This is a genomic window from Dolichospermum sp. UHCC 0406, from assembly GCF_009712025.1.
Classification (GTDB): domain Bacteria; phylum Cyanobacteriota; class Cyanobacteriia; order Cyanobacteriales; family Nostocaceae; genus Dolichospermum; species Dolichospermum lemmermannii.
Genome location: NZ_VILA01000004.1, coordinates 152,900 through 176,779, shown reverse-complemented (window position 1 = coordinate 176,779; position 23,880 = coordinate 152,900). Strand labels below are relative to the sequence as shown.

The window sequence follows — 23,880 nt, the reverse complement described above, 5'->3', positions numbered from 1 at the left end:
GGAGAATTTTGGAAAATCACCTTTGGAAACCAATCTTTATCTACCTGAAATGCGAGTTACTGATTGACAATTAATTTGGCAACGCGGACAATTACTTAATACAAATGGAGAATAGGAGACTCGAACCCCTGACCTCTGCGGTGCGATCGCAGCACTCTACCAACTGAGCTAATTCCCCTTATTCGTGCTTATAAGTTAACAACTCTCATAAACATATTATATCCTAACACTCAGGAACGACAGATTGCACATCTTTTTCTAAAAAAACTTCCTGTACTCGCTGTAAATCCAAATCAATCAGATAATCAATCGTCCAATTAGCTTGACGGTGTAGCATCTGGAAAGGGTAAGTATTCGCTACTCCTACCACTTGCATTTGGGCGCGTTTAGCTGCTTGAATACCTGCGGGGGTATTTTCAATCACTAAACACTCATCAGGTTCTAAGTTTAATTCTGGATATGTCTGATTTAGACGTTCAACCGCCAGCAAATAGCCTTCCGGGTTAGGTTTATCGCTGCTGATATCATCCCCCGACACAATTACAGGGAAGTATTCAGCTAATTTAGCAGATGTTAATACCATTTCAATTTCTAGGGATAAAGCATCACTGACTAACGCCATTTTGAGATGACGGGAACGAATCTGAAAAATTACATCTTCAATTCCCGAATACAAAGGCAATTTTTCCAGCTTCTCCAATTCCAACACATAAGCTTGAGCTTTGCGAGTGAGTAATTGAGCCATATAAGCTTCCGTCACCACCCTACCACGATTTTTCAGCAGGTTTTGCAGATAAGCGCGATGACTTATCCCTAAAAAGTCTTCACGTTCTTTTACCCGTTGAGGTTGAAGATTTTCCTGTATAAGAATCTCATCTATCAGTTGGATATGGATTAATCCATCTTTAATAATGACACCATTAAAATTAAATAAAACTGCCTTTAAACTCATAGTGCAAACTGGAAACAATCCTCCAGATGATTATTTATCAGAGTAAATTACCGGAATACATTTAAGATTAACCCATTTTTGAAAATATACAAGAGTCAGATCCCCGACTTCTTCAAGAAGTCGGGGATCTTGTTGTCATAGCTTGACAGAGATATTCCACAACCTTGTAAAATTACGTTTACTTGTAATTATACCCAAAATGGACGCATCTTTAAATTAAACTTAACGTAAAACCCATAGCCTTGATTTGTAGGTTGGGTTGTGGAACGTGAACGTTCGCGGAGCAATTAGCATGAAACCCAACGCATTTGTTGGGTTGCGCTGTCGCTTAACCCAACAAAGCAGAAAATTGACAAGATATTGTTTGTCCAATTTATTTTGCAGGTAAATCTGCCACTTCTCCAGCGCTCACCATTGCCCGATACAATAAAGCACAAACATCGGCTCTAGTGGCAACTTTTTTAGGATTTAGTAATTTTTTATTAGGATAATTAGTAATTACACCATTTTCTGTCAATGCGGCGATAAAATTACGATGTTCACTTCTAATACTAGAAGCATCACTATAAACTGAAAGGATATTTTCTGTTGAACCAGTAAATTTATAATTCAATCCTTTGGCTAAAGTTATTAAAACATCTAGACGACTCAGCTTTTGTGTGGGGTTAAAGTTTTTGCTGTTGAGAATAGTAAAAAAGCCCATTTCATAAGCTTCTCGAATGGCATCATAAGCCCAATATCGCTTAGGAACATCTTTAAAATTAATTGCTTCTCGAACTTTACTTTTAATAAAGACTTTTTGCAAAAGGGCAGCTAATTCGGCACGAGTTACTGGTGCATTGGGACGAAAAGAATCATCAGGAAATCCGCCAATTACTTCCATTGCAGCCAATTCAGAAATATATTCCCTAGCCCAATAGTTTTTGGAGATATCAGAAAATGAGACTTGAATACCCTTACCTACACCTATTTTCCGATATTCACTTAATAATTTCCCCAGTTCAAAACTGGAGTTGTCCTGAATTGGAGTCAACTTTACCAAACTACCAGGATTAGCTGTTAAAGCTTTTGCTAAGTTAGAATCAAAGGCATTTATAGATTTACCTACTACAGCAAAATCACCTTCGCTAAAGGAGGTAGGATAAGTACCAGTGGTGGCAACTTTGGCAAATCCTGCGGCTTGATATTGGACAATATTAATCTTTTCCGAACTACTCAGAAAAGTAACTTTTTGGTTATTAACTTCCGTGAAATAATCGTAGGCATTGGTATTATCAACAATGCTATCATTATTGACATCAAAACCATAAAAGGTGCGGACTACTTTGTTTTCTGTGGGATTAGCCGATAAAATCAAGTTAACCGCAGTATTTTCCGGCAAACAAACAAATTCACTGTAACCAATAAAGCGATTATTGGTATCATATAAACGGACAACAATGCGATCGCCTAATTTAAATCCTTTAACAAACTTAGCCTTTTGCTTAATCTTATATTTATAATCACCTAAAAACCTTTCTTGGCGATATTTATTGCCATATTTACTCTTAATAGAAATCCGGGCAATTACTTCTTTGATTGTCCCCCCAGGTTGCCATATATAAAGCGTGAAAGCTGATTTCTTCTCTGGTGAAAAACTCGTATTAACGGGAATATCAATTGCTTCACCTTCAGATTGACCCACTAAAAGTTGCGTTTGTGGAGAATTACCTAATTTTGATGCAACTGGGGAAGAAAGTCTTGATACTGCTAATGCAGAAGATATTGGCGATAATGCGACAACAGAAACGGCTGTAACAACCAGTTTACTCCAACTTAAGTTAATGGGATTCATAAGGATATCCGGTAAGTGGGAAACGAGCGTGGCTTGGCTCCCTGAGAGGAAAGCGACACGGGCGGTTTTAACCGCTTTGAATCTTTTTTCATTACCGCCTTGGAGTTAAGAAATTCGGGGTACTTTTGTGGTGTACTTTCAACGGGACAATTACCGATTCAAATTTCCCAACTCTGTACGCATAATGTGTTGCACGCGATGTGCCTCCCTTTCGGGGTGATGTTAGCTGAATGCCTCCGGCACGCTTGCGCGAACGTCAATGTTTTAAGAGCTTTTTAGGCTTGCAACACTGTTTCAGTGACCTTGAAACTGTTTAATCACAAGCGACAGAGCAGGGAACTAGCTACGCATTCCAGGGTGTCGTGACTCAAAAAACGTAGTCAGTGAAGACTTAGACTGGTCAGTACAGCTTGCAATTTCTTACAAGCTCAGTCTCTTTAGGACTGAGTTACTGACAGTATTTTATCTCACACCTGGCCAATGGACTAATATTCTCTAGATCAAAAATTTTTGATGCTAGTGAACTCTACTGGTAACACAGGGCATTTTATATTACTTTTGTCAGATAGGGAAGAGGCAAGTGATAATTGACAATTGATAACTGATAATAATGTGTAGGGGTTTAGCTTTTGCTTTACCCCTACCTATACAATCAAACAATTAAGTCATTTTGACTATAATATAAATAAATAATAATTTAGGAATCTTCACAAATGACAACTACAATCCAGGATTTGCAGACATTAGAAAAACAGGTTTGGACTTGGCGAGATTACAAAATTCAATATACTGTGATGGGTACAGGTCAGCCTTTGGTGCTAATTCACGGTTTTGGCGCTTCTATTGGTCACTGGCGCAAAAATATCCCGATTCTAGCTGCTGCTGGTTATCAGGTGTTCGCTTTAGATTTGCTGGGTTTTGGTGGTTCTGATAAAGCAACTATAGATTATAGCATGGAAGTGTGGGCGGAATTATTAAAGGATTTTTGCCATGCACATATTCAAACACCAGCAATATTTATTGGTAATTCTATTGGCGCTCTTTTAAGTTTAATTGTTTTAACAGAATCTCCAGAAATTGCGGCTGGAGGAGTTTTAATTAACTCTGCTGGTGGTTTGAGTCACCGTCCCCATGAATTAAATCCAATTTTGCGAGTTGTAATGGCAACTTTTAACAAGTTGGTGGCTAACCCAGTGACAGGTAAATTCGTTTTTAACCGGATTCGCCAAAAATCACAAATTCGCCGGACTTTATATCAAGTATATAGCGATCGCACTGCGGTGACAGATGAACTTGTAGATTTACTTTATAACCCATCTTGTGACCCCGGAGCGCAAGAAGTTTTTGCTTCTATTCTCACTGCACCTCCCGGTCCAGGTCCAGAGGAATTATTACCTAAGTTGAAATTTCCGTTATTAGTAATTTGGGGTGCAGAAGATCCTTGGACACCAATTACGGGAGCGAATATCTATGAAGCAGCGCGAGAAAATGGTCAAGATATTAAAGTTGTTCCTATTCCCGGCGCTGGTCATTGTCCCCATGATGAAGTTCCAGATATTGTGAATAGTGAAATTATTGATTGGTTAGGACAGGTAATGGGTAATGGGTAATGGGTAATGGGTAATTGGTAATTGGTAATGGGTAATTGGTAAAAGGTAAGGGTTTTACCTTTGCTATTACCTCATTTATCATTTTGATTAGGTAAGTAGACGAAAATAAATCAAAGTAGATTAAGTAATGTAAAAAATCTGGAGATGATTTCGTAGTAAGGGCTTCAGCCCTCAAATGAGGAATAAATTCCTCACTACAAACTTTGAATTATTCAAGCCGTTCTACTTAGGTATATCGAAAATTAGATCATTCTTGCGTGCATAAACATTGATATTAGTATCACAAAACTTACAATTATAGTCTGTTTCATCTCCTCTCACATAGTTTAATTTATTACAAGCAGGACATTTAATCTGTGTATGATAATTGCTGAATACTTACTTCCTCAACTGATAAACTCAAAGCAGTGGCTATTTGTTCCACGCTCAAACCCATTTCTAATAATTTGGGTATGGCATTTTTTCTGGCTTGTTCTGCTTGTTCAGCCCGTTGTCTTTCTTGTTCAGCCCGTTGTCTTTCTTGTTCAGCGCGTTGAGCAATTTCCGCGTAAGTTAAAAATGGATTACCATTAGGATGATAAAGCTGTAAAGTCTCCTCGCCCAACAGAAACCGAATTTTTAGCCGGGGACTAATAAAGTCTGTAATTTTGGTAATAATATCCAAACCATCTTCAGCCCTTAACCAACCTTGTAAATTATTTTTGTCAGGATCATAGATATAATATTCTTCTACACCATAACGGTCATAGAAAAGTAATTTTTTCTCCATTTCCGCTCTCGTATTACTAGGAGAAATAATTTCAAAGACGATTTGGGGAGGAATACCTGCTTCCTTCCATTGCATATAGGAAAGTCTATCGCCTTTTGGTCTACCCAATACTACGAAAACATCAGGAGCATTAACGATGGTATTTTTGCCTTCAACTGGATACCAAAATAAATCTCCAGCGACAAATACATTGGGGTTATCAGCAAACAGCCAATCTAAATTTTGTTGAATTTCTACAAGAATGCGAAACTGAATCGTATTGTTTGCCACCGGTTGTCCGTCACAATCTGGGTAAATGACCTCTGGCTGGGCTGGTGCTGCGATTTGTGAAACCATAACTCTATCCTCAGCAAGATTTTTTCTAATTATCTACCAAATCAAGGAAATATCAAGTGATATCCTGGGTAGGAAATTAAGATGATTGATACTTTACTATAACCTGAACAAAGATAGTATTATTAAGGATTGTTTCACTGTGTAACCTTTCCTTAGCCTGTCAATATGTCAGAAAATCTAGCTGCTTCTTTAAACGATGTGCTTCCAACCGCTCACAATAGCCAGAATACTATCCGCATTCGGGGCGCTAGGCAGCATAATCTGAAAAATATTGATTTGGAATTACCCCGCGATCGCCTGATTGTCTTTACTGGCGTTTCTGGTTCGGGTAAGTCTTCTTTAGCCTTCGATACCATTTTCGCTGAAGGTCAACGCCGTTATGTAGAATCCCTCAGCGCCTATGCTCGGCAATTTTTGGGACAGTTGGATAAACCCGACGTTGAAGCAATTGAAGGTTTAAGTCCGGCAATTTCCATTGACCAAAAATCAACTTCCCATAATCCCCGTTCGACGGTGGGGACAGTCACGGAAATTTATGATTATCTGCGCTTGTTATATGGTCGCGCTGGTGAACCCCATTGTCCCATCTGCGATCGCTCTATTGCCCCTCAGACCATTGACCAGATGTGCGATCGCATCATGGAACTTCCCGACCGTACCCGCTTCCAAATTCTAGCCCCTGTAGTCCGGGGGAAAAAGGGAACTCACCGCAAATTAATTTCCGGTTTAGCCGCGCAAGGATTTGTCCGCATTAGGGTAAATGGAGAGGTGCGAGAGCTATCAGATTCCATCGAGTTAGACAAAAATAACACACATACTATAGAACTGGTTATTGACAGATTAGTTAAAAAAGATGGTATTCAAGAGCGTTTGGTGGATTCTCTAGCAACCTGTCTTAAGCAATCTAACGGAATCGCCACAATTGAGGTATTAAAAGACACATCGGATAAGATAGCGCTGGAGCGGTCTGATAGTAAGTATATAGCAACTGAGGCAGAAAATCAAGGTATTTCCGCACAAGAATTACCCACAGAAATGGTGTTTTCGGAAAACTTTGCTTGTCCCGAACATGGTGCGGTAATGGAAGAATTATCCCCCCGATTGTTTTCTTTTAATTCCCCTTATGGTGCTTGTCCCCATTGTCATGGGATTGGGACTTTAAGAAGATTTTCCCCGGAGTTGGTTGTACCTAATCCAGATTCGCCCATGTATGCAGCGATCGCTCCTTGGTCAGAAAAGGAAAACTCCTATTATTTGGAGTTGTTATATGCTGTGGGGTTGAATTATGGCTTTGAGTTACAAACTCAATGGGGGAAGTTGACACCGGAACAGCAAAAAGTTGTCTTGTATGGGGAAGAGAAACGAACCACAGAGGCGCAGAGGTCGCAGAGTTTTAAGGGTGTAATTCCCATTTTACAAAGACAGTATGAAGGGGGAACGGAGTTAGTTAAACAGAAATTAGAAGAATATTTAATTGACCAACCCTGCGAAGTTTGCGGTGGGAAAAGATTAAAACCGGAAGCCTTAGCTGTGAAGTTAGGACAATATGGAATTTTAGATTTTACCAGTGTTTCCATTCGAGAATGTCGGGAAAGAATCGAAAAATTAAAATTGAGTACTAGACAAACTCAAATAGCTGATTTAGTTCTCAGAGAAGTTAAAGCCAGATTACAATTTTTATTAGATGTTGGCTTAGATTATCTCACCTTAGATCGTCCCGCTATGACATTATCAGGTGGAGAAGCCCAACGCATTCGATTAGCCACACAAATCGGTTCAGGACTAACAGGAGTTCTTTACGTTTTAGATGAACCAAGTATTGGGTTACATCAAAGAGATAACGGAAAATTACTCAAAACATTAACCAAATTACGCGACTTAGGAAATACCTTAATAGTTGTGGAACATGATGAAGAAACTATCCGCGCTGCTAACTATATAGTTGATATTGGTCCCGGTGCAGGAATTCATGGGGGAAATATTATTTCCGAAGGCAGTTTTGAGGATTTACTCAACGCAGAAGCATCTTTAACTGGTGCTTACCTATCAGGAAGAAGAGTCATCACTACCCCAGCTAAAAGACGAGAAGGAAATGGCCGCGCCTTAACTATTAGAAATGCCCATCGTAACAACTTACAAAATATAGATGTAGAAATTCCCTTGGGAAAACTTGTCTCCGTTACAGGTGTTTCTGGTTCAGGAAAATCTACCTTAATTAACGAATTACTTTATCCAGCCTTACAACATCATTTACTGAAAAAAGCTCCCGCACCCAAAGACATGGATGAAATCAAGGGTTTAAACTGCGTTGATAAAGCCATTGTCATTGACCAATCACCCATTGGGAGAACTCCCCGTTCTAACCCTGCAACTTACACCGGAGTTTTCGATATTATTCGTGATGTTTTTTCCCAAACTGTTGAAGCTAAAACCAGAGGTTATAAACCTGGACAATTTTCTTTTAATGTTAAAGGTGGACGGTGTGAAGCTTGTAGTGGACAAGGTGTAAATGTCATCGAAATGAATTTTCTCCCTGACGTTTATGTACAATGTGAAATTTGCAAAGGTGCGAGATATAACCGGGAAACTCTCCAAGTTAAATATAAGGATAAATCAATTTCTGATGTTTTGAATATGACGGTTGAAGAAGCATTAGATTTCTGTCAAAATATTCCCAAAGCCCTAACTAGATTACAAACTTTATTTGATGTTGGTTTGGGTTATGTGCAATTAGGACAACCAGCCACAACTTTATCTGGTGGAGAAGCCCAACGGGTGAAATTAGCCACGGAATTATCTCGACGCGCGACTGGGAAAACACTTTATTTAATAGATGAACCAACTACAGGTTTATCTTTTTATGATGTCCACAAATTGTTGGACGTTTTACAAAGATTGGTAGATAAGGGAAATTCCATTTTAGTGATTGAACATAATTTAGATGTCATTCGTTGTTCTGATTGGGTGATAGATTTGGGACCTGAAGGTGGAGATAAGGGCGGAGAACTGATTGCTGCGGGAACGCCTGAAGATGTGGCAAAAAATCCTCGTTCTTATACTGGTCAATATTTACAGCAGGTGTTGGCGCAATATCCAGCAGTTATCTAAACTATGATTTGTGTGATTAATCTGATTTTTTTGATTAATTCATCATCTAAACTATGATTTTTTTGATTAATTTGATTTTTGTGATTAATTAATTATTTCAATCATCCCAATCATCTAAACTATGATTTTTTTGATTAATCTGATTTTTGTGATTAATTAATTATTTCAATCATCCCAATCATCTAAACTATGATTTGTGTGATTAATTTGATTTTTGTGATTAATTAATTATTTCAATCATCCCAATCATCTAAACTATGATTTTTTTGATTAATTTGATTTTTGTGATTAATTAATTATTTCAATCATCCCAATCATCTAAATCAGAAAAATCACAGTTTAGACATTATGCTAATAATTCTCGAATTATCCGAGTTACAGCTTTTTGAGTAACACGAGTGGCAATTTGTTGACCTAAAAGTTGAACTCCTGGATTAACAATGATTTGGGCTAATTGGGGGGCTAACTTTGTCGCATCAAAGCCTTTAGTTTCTCGCAAAATCCCAGCAATGCGTTTAATATATTCTAAAGTTTGTTGTTGTTCAACACTTGCTGAAGGAATTTGATTGATTGCGGTGATTCCTACCCTTTCTCGCAGTACATAAGTCAAGTTATGCAAGGCATTTTTACTAACAGCATCTACACCGTTGAAAAATTCATCAACTAATCTGTCACGAATAAATGAACCTCGGTCAGAAGAGAGAAATTCTACTCCTTGATTAACAACCAAATTAAGATCATATTCTTGGTTACTGCGGGCATTTTTTAACAAATTCTCCAACCGATTCCAGCGAAATTTACCATCTTTAAACAGTAATTCTTGTAATGATGTTCTTAACTCATTTGCCGGATCTGTTAAAAGCCGTTTAGCAACATAAGGATAGGCTTCACTGAGAACTTTAAAATCGGGATCTATATAAATTGCAATCCCTTCCAAAGTCACAAGAGAACGAATAATTAAAGCGTAATAGGGAGGGACGCGGAAAGGATATTCATACATTAAAGCTGATAAATCATCGGTGATGCTTTTAATATTCAAATCCGCGACACTTGCACCTTCGGCATTAGCAAATACCTTTGCAAAAGCGGGAACGATGGGGGTAAGGTCTGTTTCTGGACTGAGGAATTCTAACTTTACATAGTCTTTTGCTAAACTATCAAATTCTCGATTGACAACGTGGACAATTGCCTCAATTAAACCATAACGTTGGGCTGGTTTAACTTCGCTCATCATGCCAAAATCGAGATAAGCTAATTTACCATCCATTGTCGCTAACAAGTTACCTGGGTGAGGGTCAGCATGAAAAAATCCATGTTCTAATAATTGACGTAAAGAACACTGGACACCAACTTCAATTAAATACCGCGCATTGATTCCTAAAGCGGCAATTTTTTCGGGTTGAGTTAATTTAATGCCGTTAATCCATTCCATCGTTAAAACGCGACGGTTGGTGTATTCCCAGTAAATTTTGGGGACATAAATATCCTTCATGTGACCATATAATTCAAAAAAGCGTTCCGCATTTTCGCCTTCATGAATATAGTCCATTTCTTCAAAAATGCGATCGCCTAATTCATCTAAAATCCCCACTAAATCACTGCGGACTCGCTGGAAATTGTGCTGTATCCAACCAGCCAAATTCCGCAAAATATACAAATCTATAGTAATTTTTTCTCGTAAATCTGGGCGTTGTACCTTAATCGCTACTTCTTCGCCAGTTTTCAATCTTCCCTGATATACCTGTCCTAAAGAAGCCGCCGCAATCGGTTGTGAAGACAATTCTGCATAAATCTCTAATGGTGTTGCTCCCAATTCTTCCTCAATAAACTGGTAAGCTATTTCATTAGGAAAAGCTGGTAATTGATCTTGGAGTCTAGTTAATTCTTCCAGGTAAATTGGTGGGACTAAATCTGGTCTAGTGGATAAAGCCTGACCAATTTTAATGTAAGCTGGACCCAACTTTGTTAATAAATCTCTGAGCTGAACAGCGCGACGACGTTCATTTTTAACCAAAATTCCCCATTGCTTATCCCACCATAACCCAAAGACAAAGGACAGAATTGGTTTTAAAACCGTCAAAATCCGCCCGATAACTTGCAGGAATCGCCCACTATACTGTGCTTGTATTTCCACAGGATCATACAGCATCGACTCCGGTTCAGATCCCACCCGCACCCGATGTCTGGGCTGTGGAGAAGCTTCAGCCGATTTGATTGCTACAGTCTGTGGATTTTGTTCTGCTACTACCTCAATTACGGACAATTCGCCTCCGCGACTGTCCTCCTGACTTGTTCGAGAACTAGAGGGAAGTGTCTTAACCATCATGAAGAAGCCACCAGTTAGATCAACGTTGTTAAATATTGTAACAATATCTTGTCTTTTCGGGATATCTTCAAAAATTAGAAATTAATGCTTTAATATTTTTTGTCAATAAACGCAGCATAGTATATTTAGGCGGAAAACAACATAACTAAATATATTTAAGGACGTTCAGGCAGAAACCAATAATCACTTTGTAACCCACATTCCTATAATATTTTTGCTAAAAAGACTGACAACAACCAGGTAAAGTTGGATAGTTTGCTAGAATTACCTATTGATCTTGGGAGTCTTGTTAATGACAACAATCTTAGAAGTAAATAGTACAAACTTACTATTACTGCAATTGTTACAGGTAGGAATGCCTACCCAAGCAGCCACTAGTCAAGTTGATTTAGTTCAAGGAGTAATCCAGGCATTTATTTTAGGGATTGTGCAAGGGATTACAGAGTTTTTACCAATTAGTAGTACAGCACATTTAATCATTGTGACGAAGGTATTTGGTTGGAAAGAACTGGGTTCTAAAGATTTTGTTGATGCTATTCAATTTGGAAGCGTAATTGCAATTTTGTGGTATTTTTGGGCTGTTATTTCTAGTTTAGTGAAAGGTGCAATTACAGCTTTTAAAACTAAAGACTGGGAAAGCGAAGAATGGAAAATTGTTGTCGGGATTGCGGTGGGGACAATTCCCGCTTTAACTATTGGGTTTTTGTTAAAAGATGTGATCCCAGAAAGTTCCTTAATTATTGCGATCATGTCAATTATTATGGCGATTTTGCTAGGGTTAGCGGAAAAAATTGGGAGTCGTAAACGGGGTTTTGCTACTTTGGAAATTCGAGATGGTATTTTAGTAGGATTGGGACAAACTTTAGCTTTAGTTCCGGGCGTTTCTCGTTCAGGTTCCACTTTAACTACTGGCTTATTTCTAGGATTAGAAAGAGAAGCAGCCGCGAAATTTTCATTTTTGTTAGGATTTCCCACTTTGACAATTGCGACTTTATATAAAAGTCTGAAAATCTTCAAAATGTTTGAATCAGGTGAATTACCAGATAATATTGTGATTCTGTTAATTGTTGGCATCATTTCTACTTTTATTTTTTCCTATTTATCAATTGCTTTTTTAATCAAATACTTGCAAACTAAAAACACATTGGTTTTTGTTTGGTATAGGTTGGCTTTTGGTATTTCCATTTTATTAGCGATCGCCGCTGGTTGGCCAGGATAACTCTGATAGAATATTTACACTAGGTGGGGATTGGGGATTGGATATTAAATTTTAGATTTTGGATCATGTTAAATTAACTTCTATCTAAAATTTTTATCCCCTAACAACTGTACGGGCGAAGCATTTGGAGAACTATTTTTGGCAATGATCGATAATTTATCTTCCAAATGCTTCGCCCCTACTGACAACTAACAACTGACAACTGACAGATCGATAATTTATCTTCCAAATGAATGCTTCGCCCCTACTAACAACTGACAACTGACAACTGACAACTAACTCATGACTACCATTCAACCTGCTAAAATTACCAAGGTGCTTGCTGACTCAATTGCGGAGGAAATTGGCTTTACAGCCGGTGATGCGATTGTGGCCATTAATGGCACACAACCTCGTGATTTAATTGATTATCAATTTTTGTGCGCTGATGAAATTCTGGAACTAGAAGTTTTAGATGCGACAGGGAAAACCCATCATGTCGAAATTGAAAAAGATTATGATGATGATTTAGGACTGGAATTTTCAACAGCTTTATTTGATGGTTTAATTCAGTGTAATAACCGTTGTCCCTTTTGCTTTATTGATCAACAACCACCGGGAAAACGGACTAGTTTATATTTAAAAGATGATGATTACCGATTAAGCTTTTTATATGGTTCTTATCTAACTTTAACGAATTTAACCGCGAAAGAATGGCAAAGAATTGAACAAATGCGATTATCACCTCTGTATGTTTCCGTGCATTCTACAGAACCAGATATAAGAATTAGACTTTTAAAAAATAATCGGGGTGGAGAAATATTATCACAAATTCGCTGGTTTCAAGAACGAAGATTACAAATTCATGCTCAAGTTGTTGTCTGTCCAGGGATAAATGATGGTGAACATTTAGAAAAGACATTACAAGATCTAACATCTTTTCATCCTGGAGAATTACCAACAGTAGCATCAATAGCAGTTGTTCCCGTGGGTTTAACGCGATTTCGTCCCCAGGAAGATGAACTCATACCTGTAACTAAGGAAAAAGCACAAGAGGTAATTTCTCAAGTTAAATTACTCTCTCAGAAATTTCGCAAAAAATATAATTCTAGTGTAGTGTGGTTAGCTGATGAATGGTTTTTAATTGCCGGGGAAGAATTACCTAGCGAAGCTGAATATGAAGAGTATCCCCAAATTGATAATGGTGTGGGTTCAATTCGCTTATTTATTAAACAATTTACCCAAACTGCAACTGAGTTATTACCACCGAAAATTACCAACCAACGCAGATTGACTTGGGTTGTCGGTAATGCAGTGGAAATAGCATTTCAACCCCTGGTACAACAATTAAATACTGTAGAAGGGTTAGAAGTGAATATGCGGGCTTTATGTAGCGATTATTGGGGACAGAGTATCAGTGTTACTGGGTTATTAACGGGACATGATTTACTGTTAAATCTTCAAGGACAAGATTTAGGAGAGGGAATTTTATTACCTAGTGTCATGCTTAAACATGGGGAACTGGTATTTTTAGATGATATGACGGTTGCAGAAGTATCCCAACAATTAAATGTCAGTATTTTCCCTGTGGCAGGAGTTGAGGAATTAATCAATACTTGTCTTCAATAGGATTGATGATTTACCAAAGTCTTTCCTATTCGACAACCATACTCAACACGGCTTAATTATTTGATTTAAGCGGGTAGGGGTTTAGCAATGCTAAACCCCTACAAATCTAGGTTTTTCGTGATTTTACAAAAGTCCATGTCCCAACCGTTTTGAGTATAACAACTGACAACTGGCAACTGACTAATGAATAGAAAGACAAAAATTTTAGTTATTGAAGATGAAAAATCAGTGCGGGAACATCTATTAGATTTGCTAGAATCTGAGAATTTTGAAGTTGTTGCTGCTGCTAATGGGAGAATAGGCTTAAATATGGCTATGTCAGAATATCCAGATTTAATTCTCTGTGATATGATGATGCCAGAATTAGACGGTTATGGCGTATTAACAGCATTGCGGCAAGAGCCATCAATATCAACTATTCCTTTCATTTTTTTAACTGCTAACTCGGCTAAATCTGATTTCCGTCAAGGGATGAATATGGGAGCAGATGATTACCTGACTAAGCCATTTACCAGGGCTGAATTATTGAGTGCTATCCTAAATAAGTTGAAAAATTATGCAAATTTAAAGAAGAATTTATTGGCTAATATTAATAAATTAACACCAAGAATGCAGTTGGTTTTAAATAATTTAAAAATAGCAATAAGAGAGAAAAATTTTGCAGATTTTGAGCTTCATTATCAACCAATTACCGATATTAATACTGGCAAAATTACCGCCGCAGAAAGTCTATTACGTTGGACAAATACGGAACTAGGAAGAGTATCACCACAGGAATTTATTCCTTTAGCAGAGACCAATGGATTAATTATTGATATTGGTAAATGGGTGTTAAATAGAGTTTGTCAGCAAATGCAAACTTGGCAAGATATTGGCATTTATAACTTAACCATAGCGGTTAATCTTGCATCAATTGAATTTAATCAACCAGATTTAATTCCCCAAATTATCAATTTGATATCTAGCCATAATATTCAATCAAATTGTTTAGAGCTTGAACTAACAGAAAGAATGATTATGGAAGATGTGGATATGGCAAGAGTAGCTATGAATAAACTACGCTCTTTAGGGGTAAAGATTGCCCTGGATGATTTTGGTGTTAGTAATAATTCATTGCTTACTCTCAAGCAATTACCAATGGATACACTCAAAATTGATCGTGATTTTATCCAAAATATTAATGATGATTACCGCAAAGCAGCAATTACAAAAAACTTGATTCAACTAGGACATGATTTGCAGCTAAAAATTATTGCTGAAGGGGTAGAAACTGAAGCAGAACTAGCATTTTTACGAGAAAATAACTGTGATGCTATTCAAGGCTTTATCTGTAGTCCACCATTACCTGCATTAGAATTCCAGAAGCTCTTATTGACCAATAAATCTTTATTTATTTATCCTAATGGTTAGAATAGATTTAAGTAGGTTAGCATTGAAAATCGTCGTTATGGCACTAGGCAAGAGGCAAGAGGCAAGAGTGAAGAGGGTTTGGGCGGCTCGTTTCCCACTTACCGCGAGGTTTTATGAATTCTCCCTCTCTTAATTGGTTCGCTAAAATATTCATCAAAGTCCCGCTAAAAACCTTGTTGATAGTGCCATTTGTTTTGCAAACCGTGGTGGTAGTAACACTGGTGGGTTATTTTTCCTACCGTAGTGGACAGGAGGCTGTGGAAAGTCTAGCAGATCAATTAATTACCGAGGTAGATAATCGCATTGAACAACATTTAAATAGTTATTTAGGCAAAGCCCAGGAAATCAACCGCACTAATATAGATGCTTTCGAGTCAGGAGTCTTAGATTTAAATGATTTTAACGCCCTGGGAAAATATTTTTATCGTCAGGTGCGATCTTTCAATTTTGCCTATGTTAACTTTGGCACTAAAGAGGGAGGATTTATCGGTGCTGGTTATGGGCTGGGTAATAAATTCGACATTGGAGAAATTCCCATATCGGACCAAAGCAAAAGCCTCAGCTACTCAGTAGATAACCAAGGAAATCGCCTCAAGTTAGTAGCTACTCTCAAAAACCCGCAATATAATAATGCTGCCTGGTACTTAGATGCGGCCAAAGCTGGTAAACCGATTTGGAGTTCTATTTATACATGGGCAAATGTACCTGGTCGCATCTGCATTTCCGCCAGCACTCCAGTTTATGACCAGCAGAAAGGATTATTAGGTGTACTTGGTATTGATCTCGAACTTTCGCACATTAGTGAATTTCTGAAAAAACTGGATTATGGAAAATCAGGTCATATTTTTATTATCGAGCGATCAGGGTTGATTGTTGCTAGTTCCCAAGGTGAATCTTCTGCCCCTACTGTCAATGGCAAAGCGACAAGATTACAAGCCCTGCATAGCCGTGAACCTGTGATTCGTGACATAACTCAGGATTTAATCCAGCGGTTTGGCAATTTGCAAGCTATCTCCAAAACCCAACTTTTTCACCCGTCTTTGTCACAAAAACTCTTTGTGAGAGTGACACCATACCGCGACGATTACGGCTTAGATTGGCTCGTGGTGACGGTGATTCCGAAATCGGAATTTATGGCAGAAATTCATGCTAATGCCCACAGAACCCTGATTATCTGTAGTTTATCACTGCTAATTGCTGTGGGAACGGGTAGTTTCACTGCAAACTGGATAGCTAAACCAATTTTACGCTTGAGTCGAGCTAGTCAAGCTATGTCCAAAGGAGTATGGCAAGAGTCTTTATCTGAAGATATAACAATTGCAGAACTCAAGGTTTTAGCAACATCCTTTAACCAGATGTCCACTCAAGTCAAAAAAGCTTTTCAGGAATCAGAAACTAAATTTTCGACCATTTTTCATACTACTCCTGACCCTGTTTGGATTGCCACCTTAGCAGAAGGAAAATTTTTGAATGTTAATGAAAGTTTTTGCCAATTTTGGGGAGATACACCAGAAAATATCCTTGGCAAAACCAGTGAGCAATTAGGATTGTGGAAGAATATAGAGAATTTACACCACTTCAAAGAGAGACTAATTAATGAAGGCAGTATCGTCAATTTTAAACTGGTAATTTGTACTCAATCCCAGCAAACTAAAACCGTTCTCATCTCAGCTAAGGTGCAATACTTGGGTGAACAGGATTGTCTGATTGGTGTCATCAGAGATGTTAGCGATCTCTACGATGAACTTCGTTTACGCAAACAGACAGAAATCGCCTTGCACAAAAGTGAAGCTATGTTGTTAGAAGCCCAGCAGCTTGCTCACATTGGTAACTGGGACTATGATGTGATCACAGGTAAAATTACTTGGTCTACTCAGCTATTCCAGATTTTAGGACGTGACCAGACACTGGGTGAACCTACTTACGAAGAAATTCTCCGGCTTCACTATCCCCAAGATGCCGAACAGTTACACCAGGCAGTTGAGCGATCGCTCTCTACAGGAGAATCCTATCAATTGGAACTGAGGGTTGTCAAGGCAGATGGCTCTTTTCAGTATACAGAAGCTAGAGGCAAGGCCGAACTCAATGCCCAAGGACAAGTGATTCGGCTGTTTGGCACAACCCAAGACATGACTGAGCGCAGACAAATAGAAGATCAACTGCGAGCGAGTCAGCATTTTATTGAACAGATTACAGAACTAACGCCAAACCTACTGTATATTTACGACCATATCGAACAGCGTAATGTTTACATAAATCGTTCTGTTGCCGAAATATTGGGCTATTCTGCCACAGCGATTCAGTCCATGGGAGCTAACTTGTTTCCTATTATTTGTCATCCCGATGATCTATATCTGGTCTATCAGTCCATGCAACAGCTTGATAGTCTGCAAGATCGTGAGTTCGTGGAAGTAGAGTATCGCGTTAAGAATGCTCAAGGGCAATGGTGTTGGCTTTATAGTCGAGATATGGTGTTTTCTAGAACTGCGGATGGTAGGCTAAAGCAAACTTTAGGAACGTCCCAAGATATCAGCAAACGCAAAAAAGTAGAATTAGCTTTGCGAGAAGCAGAATATAACCTCAGATTAGCAAATCAGGAACTGGAAAAACTAGTCAATATTGATGGGTTAACGCAAATTGCCAATCGTCGCTGTTTTGATCATCGTTTAGAGCAAGAATGGCAGCGACTATACCGAGAACAGGAATTTTTATCTTTATTGTTATTTGATGTTGATTATTTTAAACGCTATAATGATGCCTACGGTCATCTACTAGGGGATGAATGCTTGATTAAAATTGCTCAGTCTGTACAACAGGTTATATTCCGTCCGGCGGATTTATTGGCTCGCTATGGTGGGGAAGAATTTGTGGTTATTTTACCCAATACGGACATTGATGGGACGATGGTGATCGCTCAACGAATTCATACTGCAATTCAAGATTTAGCAATTCCTCATCAAGCCTCGAAAGTAAGTAATATAGTTACTATTAGTATCGGCATTAGCAGTTTGATACCTACTTCCGAATTATCACCATCAAACCTGATTGAACAAGCTGATCAAGCACTCTATCGAGCTAAACAACAGGGACGCAATCAGTCTGTACTGTGATTTTTGGGATTTTGATGATTTTGATGATTTTTTATTAATGACTCCTGATTCCTCCTAAAACCATCCTTCTTGTTCGAGGGTTTCGATTAATTGTAAACCGCGAGGATCTCCTACGCCTAGAAGTGAGGCTTTGGTATCTGCTCTCACTCCTAAGTCTTTATCTTCGGCAAAAGCTTGGATTAATGCGTCTATAGCTGTGGCATAGACGACGTTAGATGGTAGTTCTTTACAAAGCTGGCCAATTGTCCAAGCGGAGTTACTTCGCACAGCGGCGATGGGGTCTGTAACTAAGGCTTCAATTAGGGCAGGAATTGCGCCGACGATGGCTTCATAACCTACTTCTGTCATCTGTGCTAGGGCGCTGGCTGCCCAGAGACGGACGGCGGGAATATCGGTTCTCAGGGCATTAGCGAGGGGTGCTAAGGAACGGCGATCGCGGCAATTACCCAAAGCCCAAACTACACCTTTACGAACATAACCATTAAAATCGCGGTTAAGTTGCATAATCAACGGTTCTACGGCTTCCTTGGCGGGGTTGCGGCCAATACCGTAGGCTGCACTGACTCGCACTAGGGGACAATTATCTGTTAGAAGATGGATGAGATAAGGTGTTGCCCGTTCATCTTGAATATCACAAAAAGCACGCGCTGCTAACATCCGTTGTTGAGGCTGGGGATTTTCTAAAAGTACCAGCATTAATTCGGGATCAGGTTTTTCCACTTCTGATTCATCAGCAAGTGGTTCTATTTTATCTAAGGGGCTTCCTAGCTCCGCTTCGGTATCGAGTAGGCTGAGTTCGTATTCGTCGTACATAATTATTTCACTGTAACCCTATTCCCCGTTCCCTGTTCCCTGTTAAGAGTTCCCTAACTCAAGTGATTTTACCATCCAGAGGGATTGTTCTTGATAACCAAGTTGATGATAAAGATTTAATGCGGGTGTATTTGATTGAAATACTTGTAGTCCGATTTGGCGATCACCTTTTTGTGTAGCCCAATCTTCTATATAAGCCATCAATCCTTTACCAATGCCTCTGTGTCTATATTCTGGGATGACATAGAGGAGAAAGATGTGCGGATGGCGATCGCCACTAACCTGATCTATCGCATTCCCCACCCATAAACAAGCTACGGGTGATTGGTAATTGGTAATTGGTAATTGGTGAATAATTTCCTCCCCTACCTCCCCTACCTCCCCTGCCTCTTCATAAACCCACCATACAGGGGTATCACGACAGAAGTATTGCTCAACTGTATGTGCCAAGTGGGAAAAATCTTGATCAGGGAATTGTTCTTGGTAACTCCTTTGCATAAACTTAACCAAGAGGGCTTTATCGAGAGTAGAACCTTGGCGAAAAGAATAGCCTGGAAGTAAATTCACAATAGACCTATTCCCCAATTACTTGATTATCATCCCAATGGGGGCAGGGGCTGCCATATCGGAGGGTAAAAAGATGCGGGCGCTGACTGCTACTAAGGCAAAGGTAAATATCAAGATTGCCAGCATTGGGGCGATGTATTGACGAAGAATAGCCATGTTGTTGATTGTAAATAAATAGCAGAAGTTATTGAACTGATTCTAGCAATTATTTGGGTTTAGCAAAGCATGGCTTTGACACTCTCAGGGAGCCAAGCCACTGAGATTCTGCGGACAGAATAGACTTGGGTAACACCCAAAGCCTGATTCTCGCTACGGTCGTCAAACACCGTCTACCCAGTAAGCCTAAGTCTAAGCTTAGATTGCTGGCTACTTTTTTTAAAATATTCGCACTGCCGTTTAAATCGGCGTTAACTATTGAGCCATTACTTGACTGATATAAGCCACGTTTAAGACGCTTTCCTGATGCTTTCCACCCTTCTGGCTTTTCGCCATACTTGGGTAGGGAGTCTCCATCTAGAAAACTAGCTTTTGACGTATATGCTTCTTCAGTTTCTTGAAATCTAATACCGTGCAAATCACAAAGTTGTTTCAACCTATCTTTGAGTTTACCCAAAGGCATTTGAACGAACTTTTGGTTATTGATTCTACCCATGGTGGCATTAGATTTAAAGCCTTCGTTCCAACCAATTACTAATGTGCCAATGCCATATTTTAAGCAATGGTCAATAATTAGTTTCGCTGCTTTATTAATACCATCACGCATTTGATGGTTACGTTTACGGGTTACACGGTCTAACCAAGCATCCCAATAAGCTTCTGATTTCCCCTCTTTTCTTGTTGATATTTTCTTGTTCCAAAGCTGATTCATGGCTTTCATTGACCGGGCATCAATCAATAGGGAATTACCCAATGTATCAACACAAGCCGCTAAATTATCAGCCGTTCCCAAGTCAATAGACAGAGCTTGATTAATGTCTAAATCATGCTGTTGTTTCTCAACTTCGTAAGACATCTCTAAATAAAAAGTACCATTTTTAGGTATGATAGTAAACTCTTTAACATTTGCTATGTTTAAATTTGACGGCATTGGTAGAAAAAATTCAGAAATTCCAAACCATCTTTTAACTGTTAATCCCAACGAAAATCTAAGTTGTCCATTAACTAGAGTTGGTTTTTGTCCACCGCTATTAGGATAGGCGACTTTAAAAAGTTTAGAACTTGTTAGATATCCGGGTACTTTGGGTTGAAAGTGTAATTGTCCTTTAAGAAACAAAGAACGCAATTCTTTAAATGATTTAAATGCCTCAATTACAGACAATAAAGTTTGTTGTGCGGGTGTAGAAGGCAAAGATTTCGCAACCATAGTTTTAGAAACTGAAGGTTCGTAAGCTAAATCAAATTTACCCGTTAACAACTTTCCAGTTTTAAAAAAAGTTTGTCTAGCGAAATAAATACCGCTGTTGTACAACTTCCCTGACTGCTGACAGAGATAATCTAATACCGCTTTTGTTTCATGATCGGGAGACAACAAAATCTCCTGTACTCCCATTGACTTTTTGAGTTTAGACATTGAGTTTAGACATTGTTTCGACCGCCAATGCTGTGACAATATAATCATATCATATTAATAGCAGATTGAGTGTATGTCTAGAAAAAAAGGAACTGTTATTTATTTGTCTGACGAAGATAAGGCAAAGTTAGAAAGAATTGCCGCAAACTGGGGAGTGTCTCAGTCATCGGCTACGCAAAGATTGATCAGAGAATACAAGCTAGAGTAGAAAATACCACAGCGGTTAAAACCGCTCGTGCCGTTTTCCTCTCAGCACTAAAGTGTCTGAGTTTCCCACTTACCGCGAGGTTCTATGATTGCTGATCCTGGTCTAATTCATTTAAGACTTTTTCACAGTACCAATTTTCTGGCATTCCCGGAACATTTTGTTTGGCTTGTTCAATTAGTCTTTCGGCTGCCGCAACGTCTCCAGATAATCTAGCGATCAGGCGATTCTTGAGGTAGTTACCAGTAACTTCTTCATCTGGTTGGTTGGGGATGGTGGGACTGATGACTTGCAGCGGTTCACGGCGCAGTTGCCAAAATAATACGTAATAAAGTGTCCCAAAAATTAGAATCAAGCTAATAGTTCCCAAGAGTGTGAGGAAATTAAAAGCCAGATTTTGTAAAACTAATTGTGAGAGGACATAGCCCAGTAATAGACCTGTGACTATCAGAACGAATGTACCGACCAGAATAACTACTTGTGTTCCCATATATCTTCTTCTTCTAGTCCTGGTCTAGTTGCTGCCAATACTTTGGGATTCCAAGGGGCAACAATAGGTAATAGTAGCAAACCAGGTAGCGCCGCCACAAGAGAAAGTAAGAAAAATGTCGGCCAACCTGTGGCTTTTGCCCAACTTCCTGCGGGTGCGGAAAGTACGTCTCGACTAATGGCCATGAGGCTGGAGAATAACGCAAACTGGGTGGTTGTGAATCGGTGGTTACAGAGACGCATTAAAAAGGCGACTGTAGCGACTGTGACTAATCCAGCCGAGAAGTTTTCAATGTTTACGGCTATGACTAACAGGGAATAATCTTTTTTATCAGCGATGCCTTCGGCGCGCGGAGCTATCGCTAGGGCATAATAACCTAAGTTACTCAATAATTGCAGCCCCCCAAATACCCACAAACTGCGATTTAAGTTAATTTTGGTCATGATCACACCCCCAGCTAATACGCCGACAGTGGTGGCAAGAAATCCCATCCCAGCTTGAATTGCGCCGATTTCGGTTTTGGTAAAGTCTATTTCTCTCAGAAATAAGTTGGCTGTGATGCCGACGAGGGAATCACCTAGTTTATAAAGTAATATAAAACCTAGTGTTAAACTCGCTTGTTTGATACCAAAGCGGTGAAAAAATTCTTTGAAAGGTAGGAAAATAGCTGTTTGTAAGTTTTCAGGTGGACTATCTTCGCTAACTTCATTTAGGAGGGAGTTTGGTAATAATACGGATGTCGTTATCCAAGCCACTAATAATCCTGCTAATAACCAATAAAATACAGGTTGGGGAATGAAGCCGACAAAAACGCCAGCTATTAACCCTGCTACTAGTAACGTGATCATGACTATAAAAATCACGTCTTTTCCAGAAATGGGGGCTAGTTGTGTTTTATTTTGTAGTTTGTGTTCTGCGGGCGACCACAAAGTAGTAAATATACTTCCCGCCATAATCACTGCCATGAGCAAATATACTACATTCCAAGGTAGATAATCTGCTAACACTAAGGCGAGGGAACTGGTAATAAATAGGGCGATCCGGTAGCCTAATACCCACACAGATGCCCCTGGTTGCGCCTCTAGGGGGTTTAAAATGTCTGTCCGGTAGGCATCACCAGCGATGTCCTGAGTGGCACTGAGGAAGGTAATAATCAGGCAATTGATGGCGAGGATTTGTAATACTTGTTCGCTTTGGGCTGGTTGTTGAAGGGCAAGGGCAGCGATCGCTAATACTAACCCAATTTGGGTAATAATTAACCAACCTCTTCTCCCACCTAATAATGGTGGTGTAAATCTATCTAATAGCGGCGACCAGAGAAATTTTAAGGAATAAGGTAAACTTAATAAACCAAATAAGGTGATTTTGGCAATATCAACTTTGGCATCTTGCATCCATAGTTGTAGGGTTCTACTCGTGAGGAATAGTGGTAAACCTGATGCAAAACCTAGTAATAATAAAGCACCCATTTTCTGGCTTTGGAAGGCCTGTCGGAGTGCTTGAATTTCTTTCATACAATAAGTGCAAAATCAGGATTTTACTTTTTTTGTGGCCTGTTCAATTAGATCTTCAATTTTCTTAATATTCTGATCTCCGGCTAAGTAACCAATACCTCGATGTAAATGTAAGCGAAATTGCGTAATTAGGGTTTCTCTATCTGTATCTAATCCGTCGTTGTAGCAGCGTTGTTTGAGGGCTAAAAGTAAAATATCGGACATTTCTCCCCCAAAAACCCGCCATGTCATTTCGACGTTGCTATCTTGGGGGATAGGTACGGGGGAAGGTGCAGCGGTTTCTGCTAGGGAACGACAAAACGCCCACCGACATAATATGTTCCATTGTTCTATTTTGGTGCTGCGTTTGAGTTTGAGGAGTTGTTCTTTGGCTGTTTGGGAGAGTTTGATTCTTTCTATTGGTGATTCCATGATTTTGGTAAAAAATATGAATTGAGTT

The 23,880-nt window shown here is 39.1% G+C and carries 17 protein-coding genes and 1 tRNA gene; 6 read left to right on the top strand and 12 right to left on the bottom strand.

Annotated features, from left to right (window positions below):
* Window positions 1-105: 105 nt before the first annotated feature.
* The 3 genes from FJR09_RS05560 to FJR09_RS05550 all read right to left on the bottom strand — a co-directional run bounded on the left by FJR09_RS05560 (window position 106) and on the right by FJR09_RS05550 (window position 2,786).
* Window positions 106-178 (bottom strand) — tRNA-Ala (locus FJR09_RS05560).
* 45 nt (window positions 179-223) lie between these two features.
* Complete coding sequence (locus FJR09_RS05555; RefSeq protein WP_015079914.1) at window positions 224-952, bottom strand: HAD family phosphatase; 729 nt, start codon at window positions 950-952, stop codon at window positions 224-226.
* 373 nt (window positions 953-1,325) lie between these two features.
* Window positions 1,326-2,786, bottom strand: a complete 1,461-nt coding sequence (locus tag FJR09_RS05550) for an S-layer homology domain-containing protein (RefSeq protein WP_168650449.1) — start codon at window positions 2,784-2,786, stop codon at window positions 1,326-1,328.
* A gap of 713 nt (window positions 2,787-3,499) precedes the next feature.
* Here FJR09_RS05550 and FJR09_RS05545 point away from each other — a divergent pair.
* Window positions 3,500-4,396: an alpha/beta fold hydrolase gene (locus tag FJR09_RS05545; RefSeq protein WP_168650451.1), complete on the top strand. Its 897-nt coding sequence runs from the start codon at window positions 3,500-3,502 to the stop codon at window positions 4,394-4,396.
* 349 nt (window positions 4,397-4,745) lie between these two features.
* Here FJR09_RS05545 and FJR09_RS05540 read toward each other — a convergent pair whose 3' ends face one another.
* Window positions 4,746-5,501, bottom strand: coding sequence for a Uma2 family endonuclease (locus tag FJR09_RS05540; RefSeq protein ID WP_015079911.1), 756 nt, complete (start codon window positions 5,499-5,501; stop codon window positions 4,746-4,748).
* A gap of 165 nt (window positions 5,502-5,666) precedes the next feature.
* Here FJR09_RS05540 and uvrA point away from each other — a divergent pair, with 165 nt between their 5' ends.
* Complete coding sequence (gene uvrA, locus FJR09_RS05535; protein WP_015079910.1) at window positions 5,667-8,609, top strand: excinuclease ABC subunit UvrA; 2,943 nt, start codon at window positions 5,667-5,669, stop codon at window positions 8,607-8,609.
* Window positions 8,610-8,955: 346 nt separating this feature from the next.
* Here uvrA and FJR09_RS05530 read toward each other — a convergent pair whose 3' ends face one another.
* Window positions 8,956-10,935, bottom strand: coding sequence for an AarF/ABC1/UbiB kinase family protein (locus FJR09_RS05530; protein WP_015079909.1), 1,980 nt, complete (start codon window positions 10,933-10,935; stop codon window positions 8,956-8,958).
* 292 nt (window positions 10,936-11,227) lie between these two features.
* Here FJR09_RS05530 and FJR09_RS05525 point away from each other — a divergent pair, with 292 nt between their 5' ends.
* The 4 genes from FJR09_RS05525 (at window position 11,228) to FJR09_RS05505 (ending at window position 18,282) form a co-directional block, all read left to right on the top strand.
* Window positions 11,228-12,154 carry an undecaprenyl-diphosphate phosphatase gene (locus FJR09_RS05525; RefSeq protein ID WP_015079908.1) on the top strand — a complete coding sequence of 309 codons (927 nt, stop codon included), beginning with the start codon at window positions 11,228-11,230 and terminating at the stop codon, window positions 12,152-12,154.
* Between the two features lie 282 nt (window positions 12,155-12,436).
* Window positions 12,437-13,762 carry a TIGR03279 family radical SAM protein gene (locus FJR09_RS05515; RefSeq protein WP_015079907.1) on the top strand — a complete coding sequence of 442 codons (1,326 nt, stop codon included), beginning with the start codon at window positions 12,437-12,439 and terminating at the stop codon, window positions 13,760-13,762.
* A 183-nt stretch (window positions 13,763-13,945) separates the two neighbouring features.
* Window positions 13,946-15,172 (top strand): EAL domain-containing response regulator, encoded by a 1,227-nt coding sequence (locus FJR09_RS05510; protein ID WP_015079906.1) that lies wholly within the window; start codon window positions 13,946-13,948, stop codon window positions 15,170-15,172.
* A gap of 113 nt (window positions 15,173-15,285) precedes the next feature.
* On the top strand, window positions 15,286-18,282 hold the full coding sequence (locus FJR09_RS05505) for a diguanylate cyclase domain-containing protein (RefSeq protein WP_015079905.1): 2,997 nt from the start codon (window positions 15,286-15,288) through the stop codon (window positions 18,280-18,282).
* 54 nt (window positions 18,283-18,336) lie between these two features.
* Here FJR09_RS05505 and FJR09_RS05500 read toward each other — a convergent pair whose 3' ends face one another.
* From FJR09_RS05500 to dndE, 7 genes are all read right to left on the bottom strand, one after another.
* Complete coding sequence (locus tag FJR09_RS05500) at window positions 18,337-19,095, bottom strand: HEAT repeat domain-containing protein (RefSeq protein WP_168653174.1); 759 nt, start codon at window positions 19,093-19,095, stop codon at window positions 18,337-18,339.
* A 42-nt stretch (window positions 19,096-19,137) separates the two neighbouring features.
* Window positions 19,138-19,662, bottom strand: a complete 525-nt coding sequence (locus FJR09_RS05495) for a GNAT family N-acetyltransferase (protein ID WP_015079903.1) — start codon at window positions 19,660-19,662, stop codon at window positions 19,138-19,140.
* A gap of 18 nt (window positions 19,663-19,680) precedes the next feature.
* On the bottom strand, window positions 19,681-19,818 hold the full coding sequence (locus tag FJR09_RS24585; protein WP_168204386.1) for a hypothetical protein: 138 nt from the start codon (window positions 19,816-19,818) through the stop codon (window positions 19,681-19,683).
* A gap of 49 nt (window positions 19,819-19,867) precedes the next feature.
* On the bottom strand, window positions 19,868-21,211 hold the full coding sequence (locus FJR09_RS05490; RefSeq protein WP_015079902.1) for an RNA-guided endonuclease TnpB family protein: 1,344 nt from the start codon (window positions 21,209-21,211) through the stop codon (window positions 19,868-19,870).
* 311 nt (window positions 21,212-21,522) lie between these two features.
* Entirely contained in the window at window positions 21,523-21,927 is a 405-nt protein-coding gene (locus tag FJR09_RS05485; RefSeq protein ID WP_015079901.1) for a hypothetical protein, read from the bottom strand.
* Window positions 21,912-23,441, bottom strand: a complete 1,530-nt coding sequence (locus FJR09_RS05480; protein WP_015079900.1) for an AmpG family muropeptide MFS transporter — start codon at window positions 23,439-23,441, stop codon at window positions 21,912-21,914. The genes FJR09_RS05485 and FJR09_RS05480 overlap by 16 nt, the downstream gene beginning before the upstream one ends.
* Window positions 23,442-23,456: 15 nt before the next feature.
* The gene (gene dndE / locus FJR09_RS05475; RefSeq protein WP_015079899.1) at window positions 23,457-23,852 is read right to left on the bottom strand and encodes a DNA sulfur modification protein DndE; all 396 of its coding nucleotides are present in this window, start codon (window positions 23,850-23,852) and stop codon (window positions 23,457-23,459) included.
* Between the last annotated feature and the right edge of the window lie 28 nt (window positions 23,853-23,880).

Bases quoted from the DNA above. Each gene is read 5' to 3' on its own strand.
- FJR09_RS24585 (WP_168204386.1), bottom strand. From the start codon at position 19,818: ATGGCTATTCTTCGTCAATACATCGCCCCAATGCTGGCAATCTTGATA.
- FJR09_RS05550 (WP_168650449.1), bottom strand. From the start codon at position 2,786: ATGAATCCCATTAACTTAAGTTGGAGTAAACTGGTTGTTACAGCCGTT.
- FJR09_RS05500 (WP_168653174.1), bottom strand. From the start codon at position 19,095: ATGTACGACGAATACGAACTCAGCCTACTCGATACCGAAGCGGAGCTA.
- FJR09_RS05485 (WP_015079901.1), bottom strand. From the start codon at position 21,927: ATGGGAACACAAGTAGTTATTCTGGTCGGTACATTCGTTCTGATAGTC.
- FJR09_RS05510 (WP_015079906.1), top strand. From the start codon at position 13,946: ATGAATAGAAAGACAAAAATTTTAGTTATTGAAGATGAAAAATCAGTG.
- FJR09_RS05545 (WP_168650451.1), top strand. From the start codon at position 3,500: ATGACAACTACAATCCAGGATTTGCAGACATTAGAAAAACAGGTTTGG.
- FJR09_RS05515 (WP_015079907.1), top strand. From the start codon at position 12,437: ATGACTACCATTCAACCTGCTAAAATTACCAAGGTGCTTGCTGACTCA.
- FJR09_RS05525 (WP_015079908.1), top strand. From the start codon at position 11,228: ATGACAACAATCTTAGAAGTAAATAGTACAAACTTACTATTACTGCAA.
- uvrA (WP_015079910.1), top strand. From the start codon at position 5,667: ATGTCAGAAAATCTAGCTGCTTCTTTAAACGATGTGCTTCCAACCGCT.
- FJR09_RS05540 (WP_015079911.1), bottom strand. From the start codon at position 5,501: ATGGTTTCACAAATCGCAGCACCAGCCCAGCCAGAGGTCATTTACCCA.
- FJR09_RS05530 (WP_015079909.1), bottom strand. From the start codon at position 10,935: ATGATGGTTAAGACACTTCCCTCTAGTTCTCGAACAAGTCAGGAGGAC.
- FJR09_RS05505 (WP_015079905.1), top strand. From the start codon at position 15,286: ATGAATTCTCCCTCTCTTAATTGGTTCGCTAAAATATTCATCAAAGTC.
- FJR09_RS05555 (WP_015079914.1), bottom strand. From the start codon at position 952: ATGAGTTTAAAGGCAGTTTTATTTAATTTTAATGGTGTCATTATTAAA.
- FJR09_RS05480 (WP_015079900.1), bottom strand. From the start codon at position 23,441: ATGAAAGAAATTCAAGCACTCCGACAGGCCTTCCAAAGCCAGAAAATG.
- FJR09_RS05490 (WP_015079902.1), bottom strand. From the start codon at position 21,211: ATGGGAGTACAGGAGATTTTGTTGTCTCCCGATCATGAAACAAAAGCG.
- dndE (WP_015079899.1), bottom strand. From the start codon at position 23,852: ATGGAATCACCAATAGAAAGAATCAAACTCTCCCAAACAGCCAAAGAA.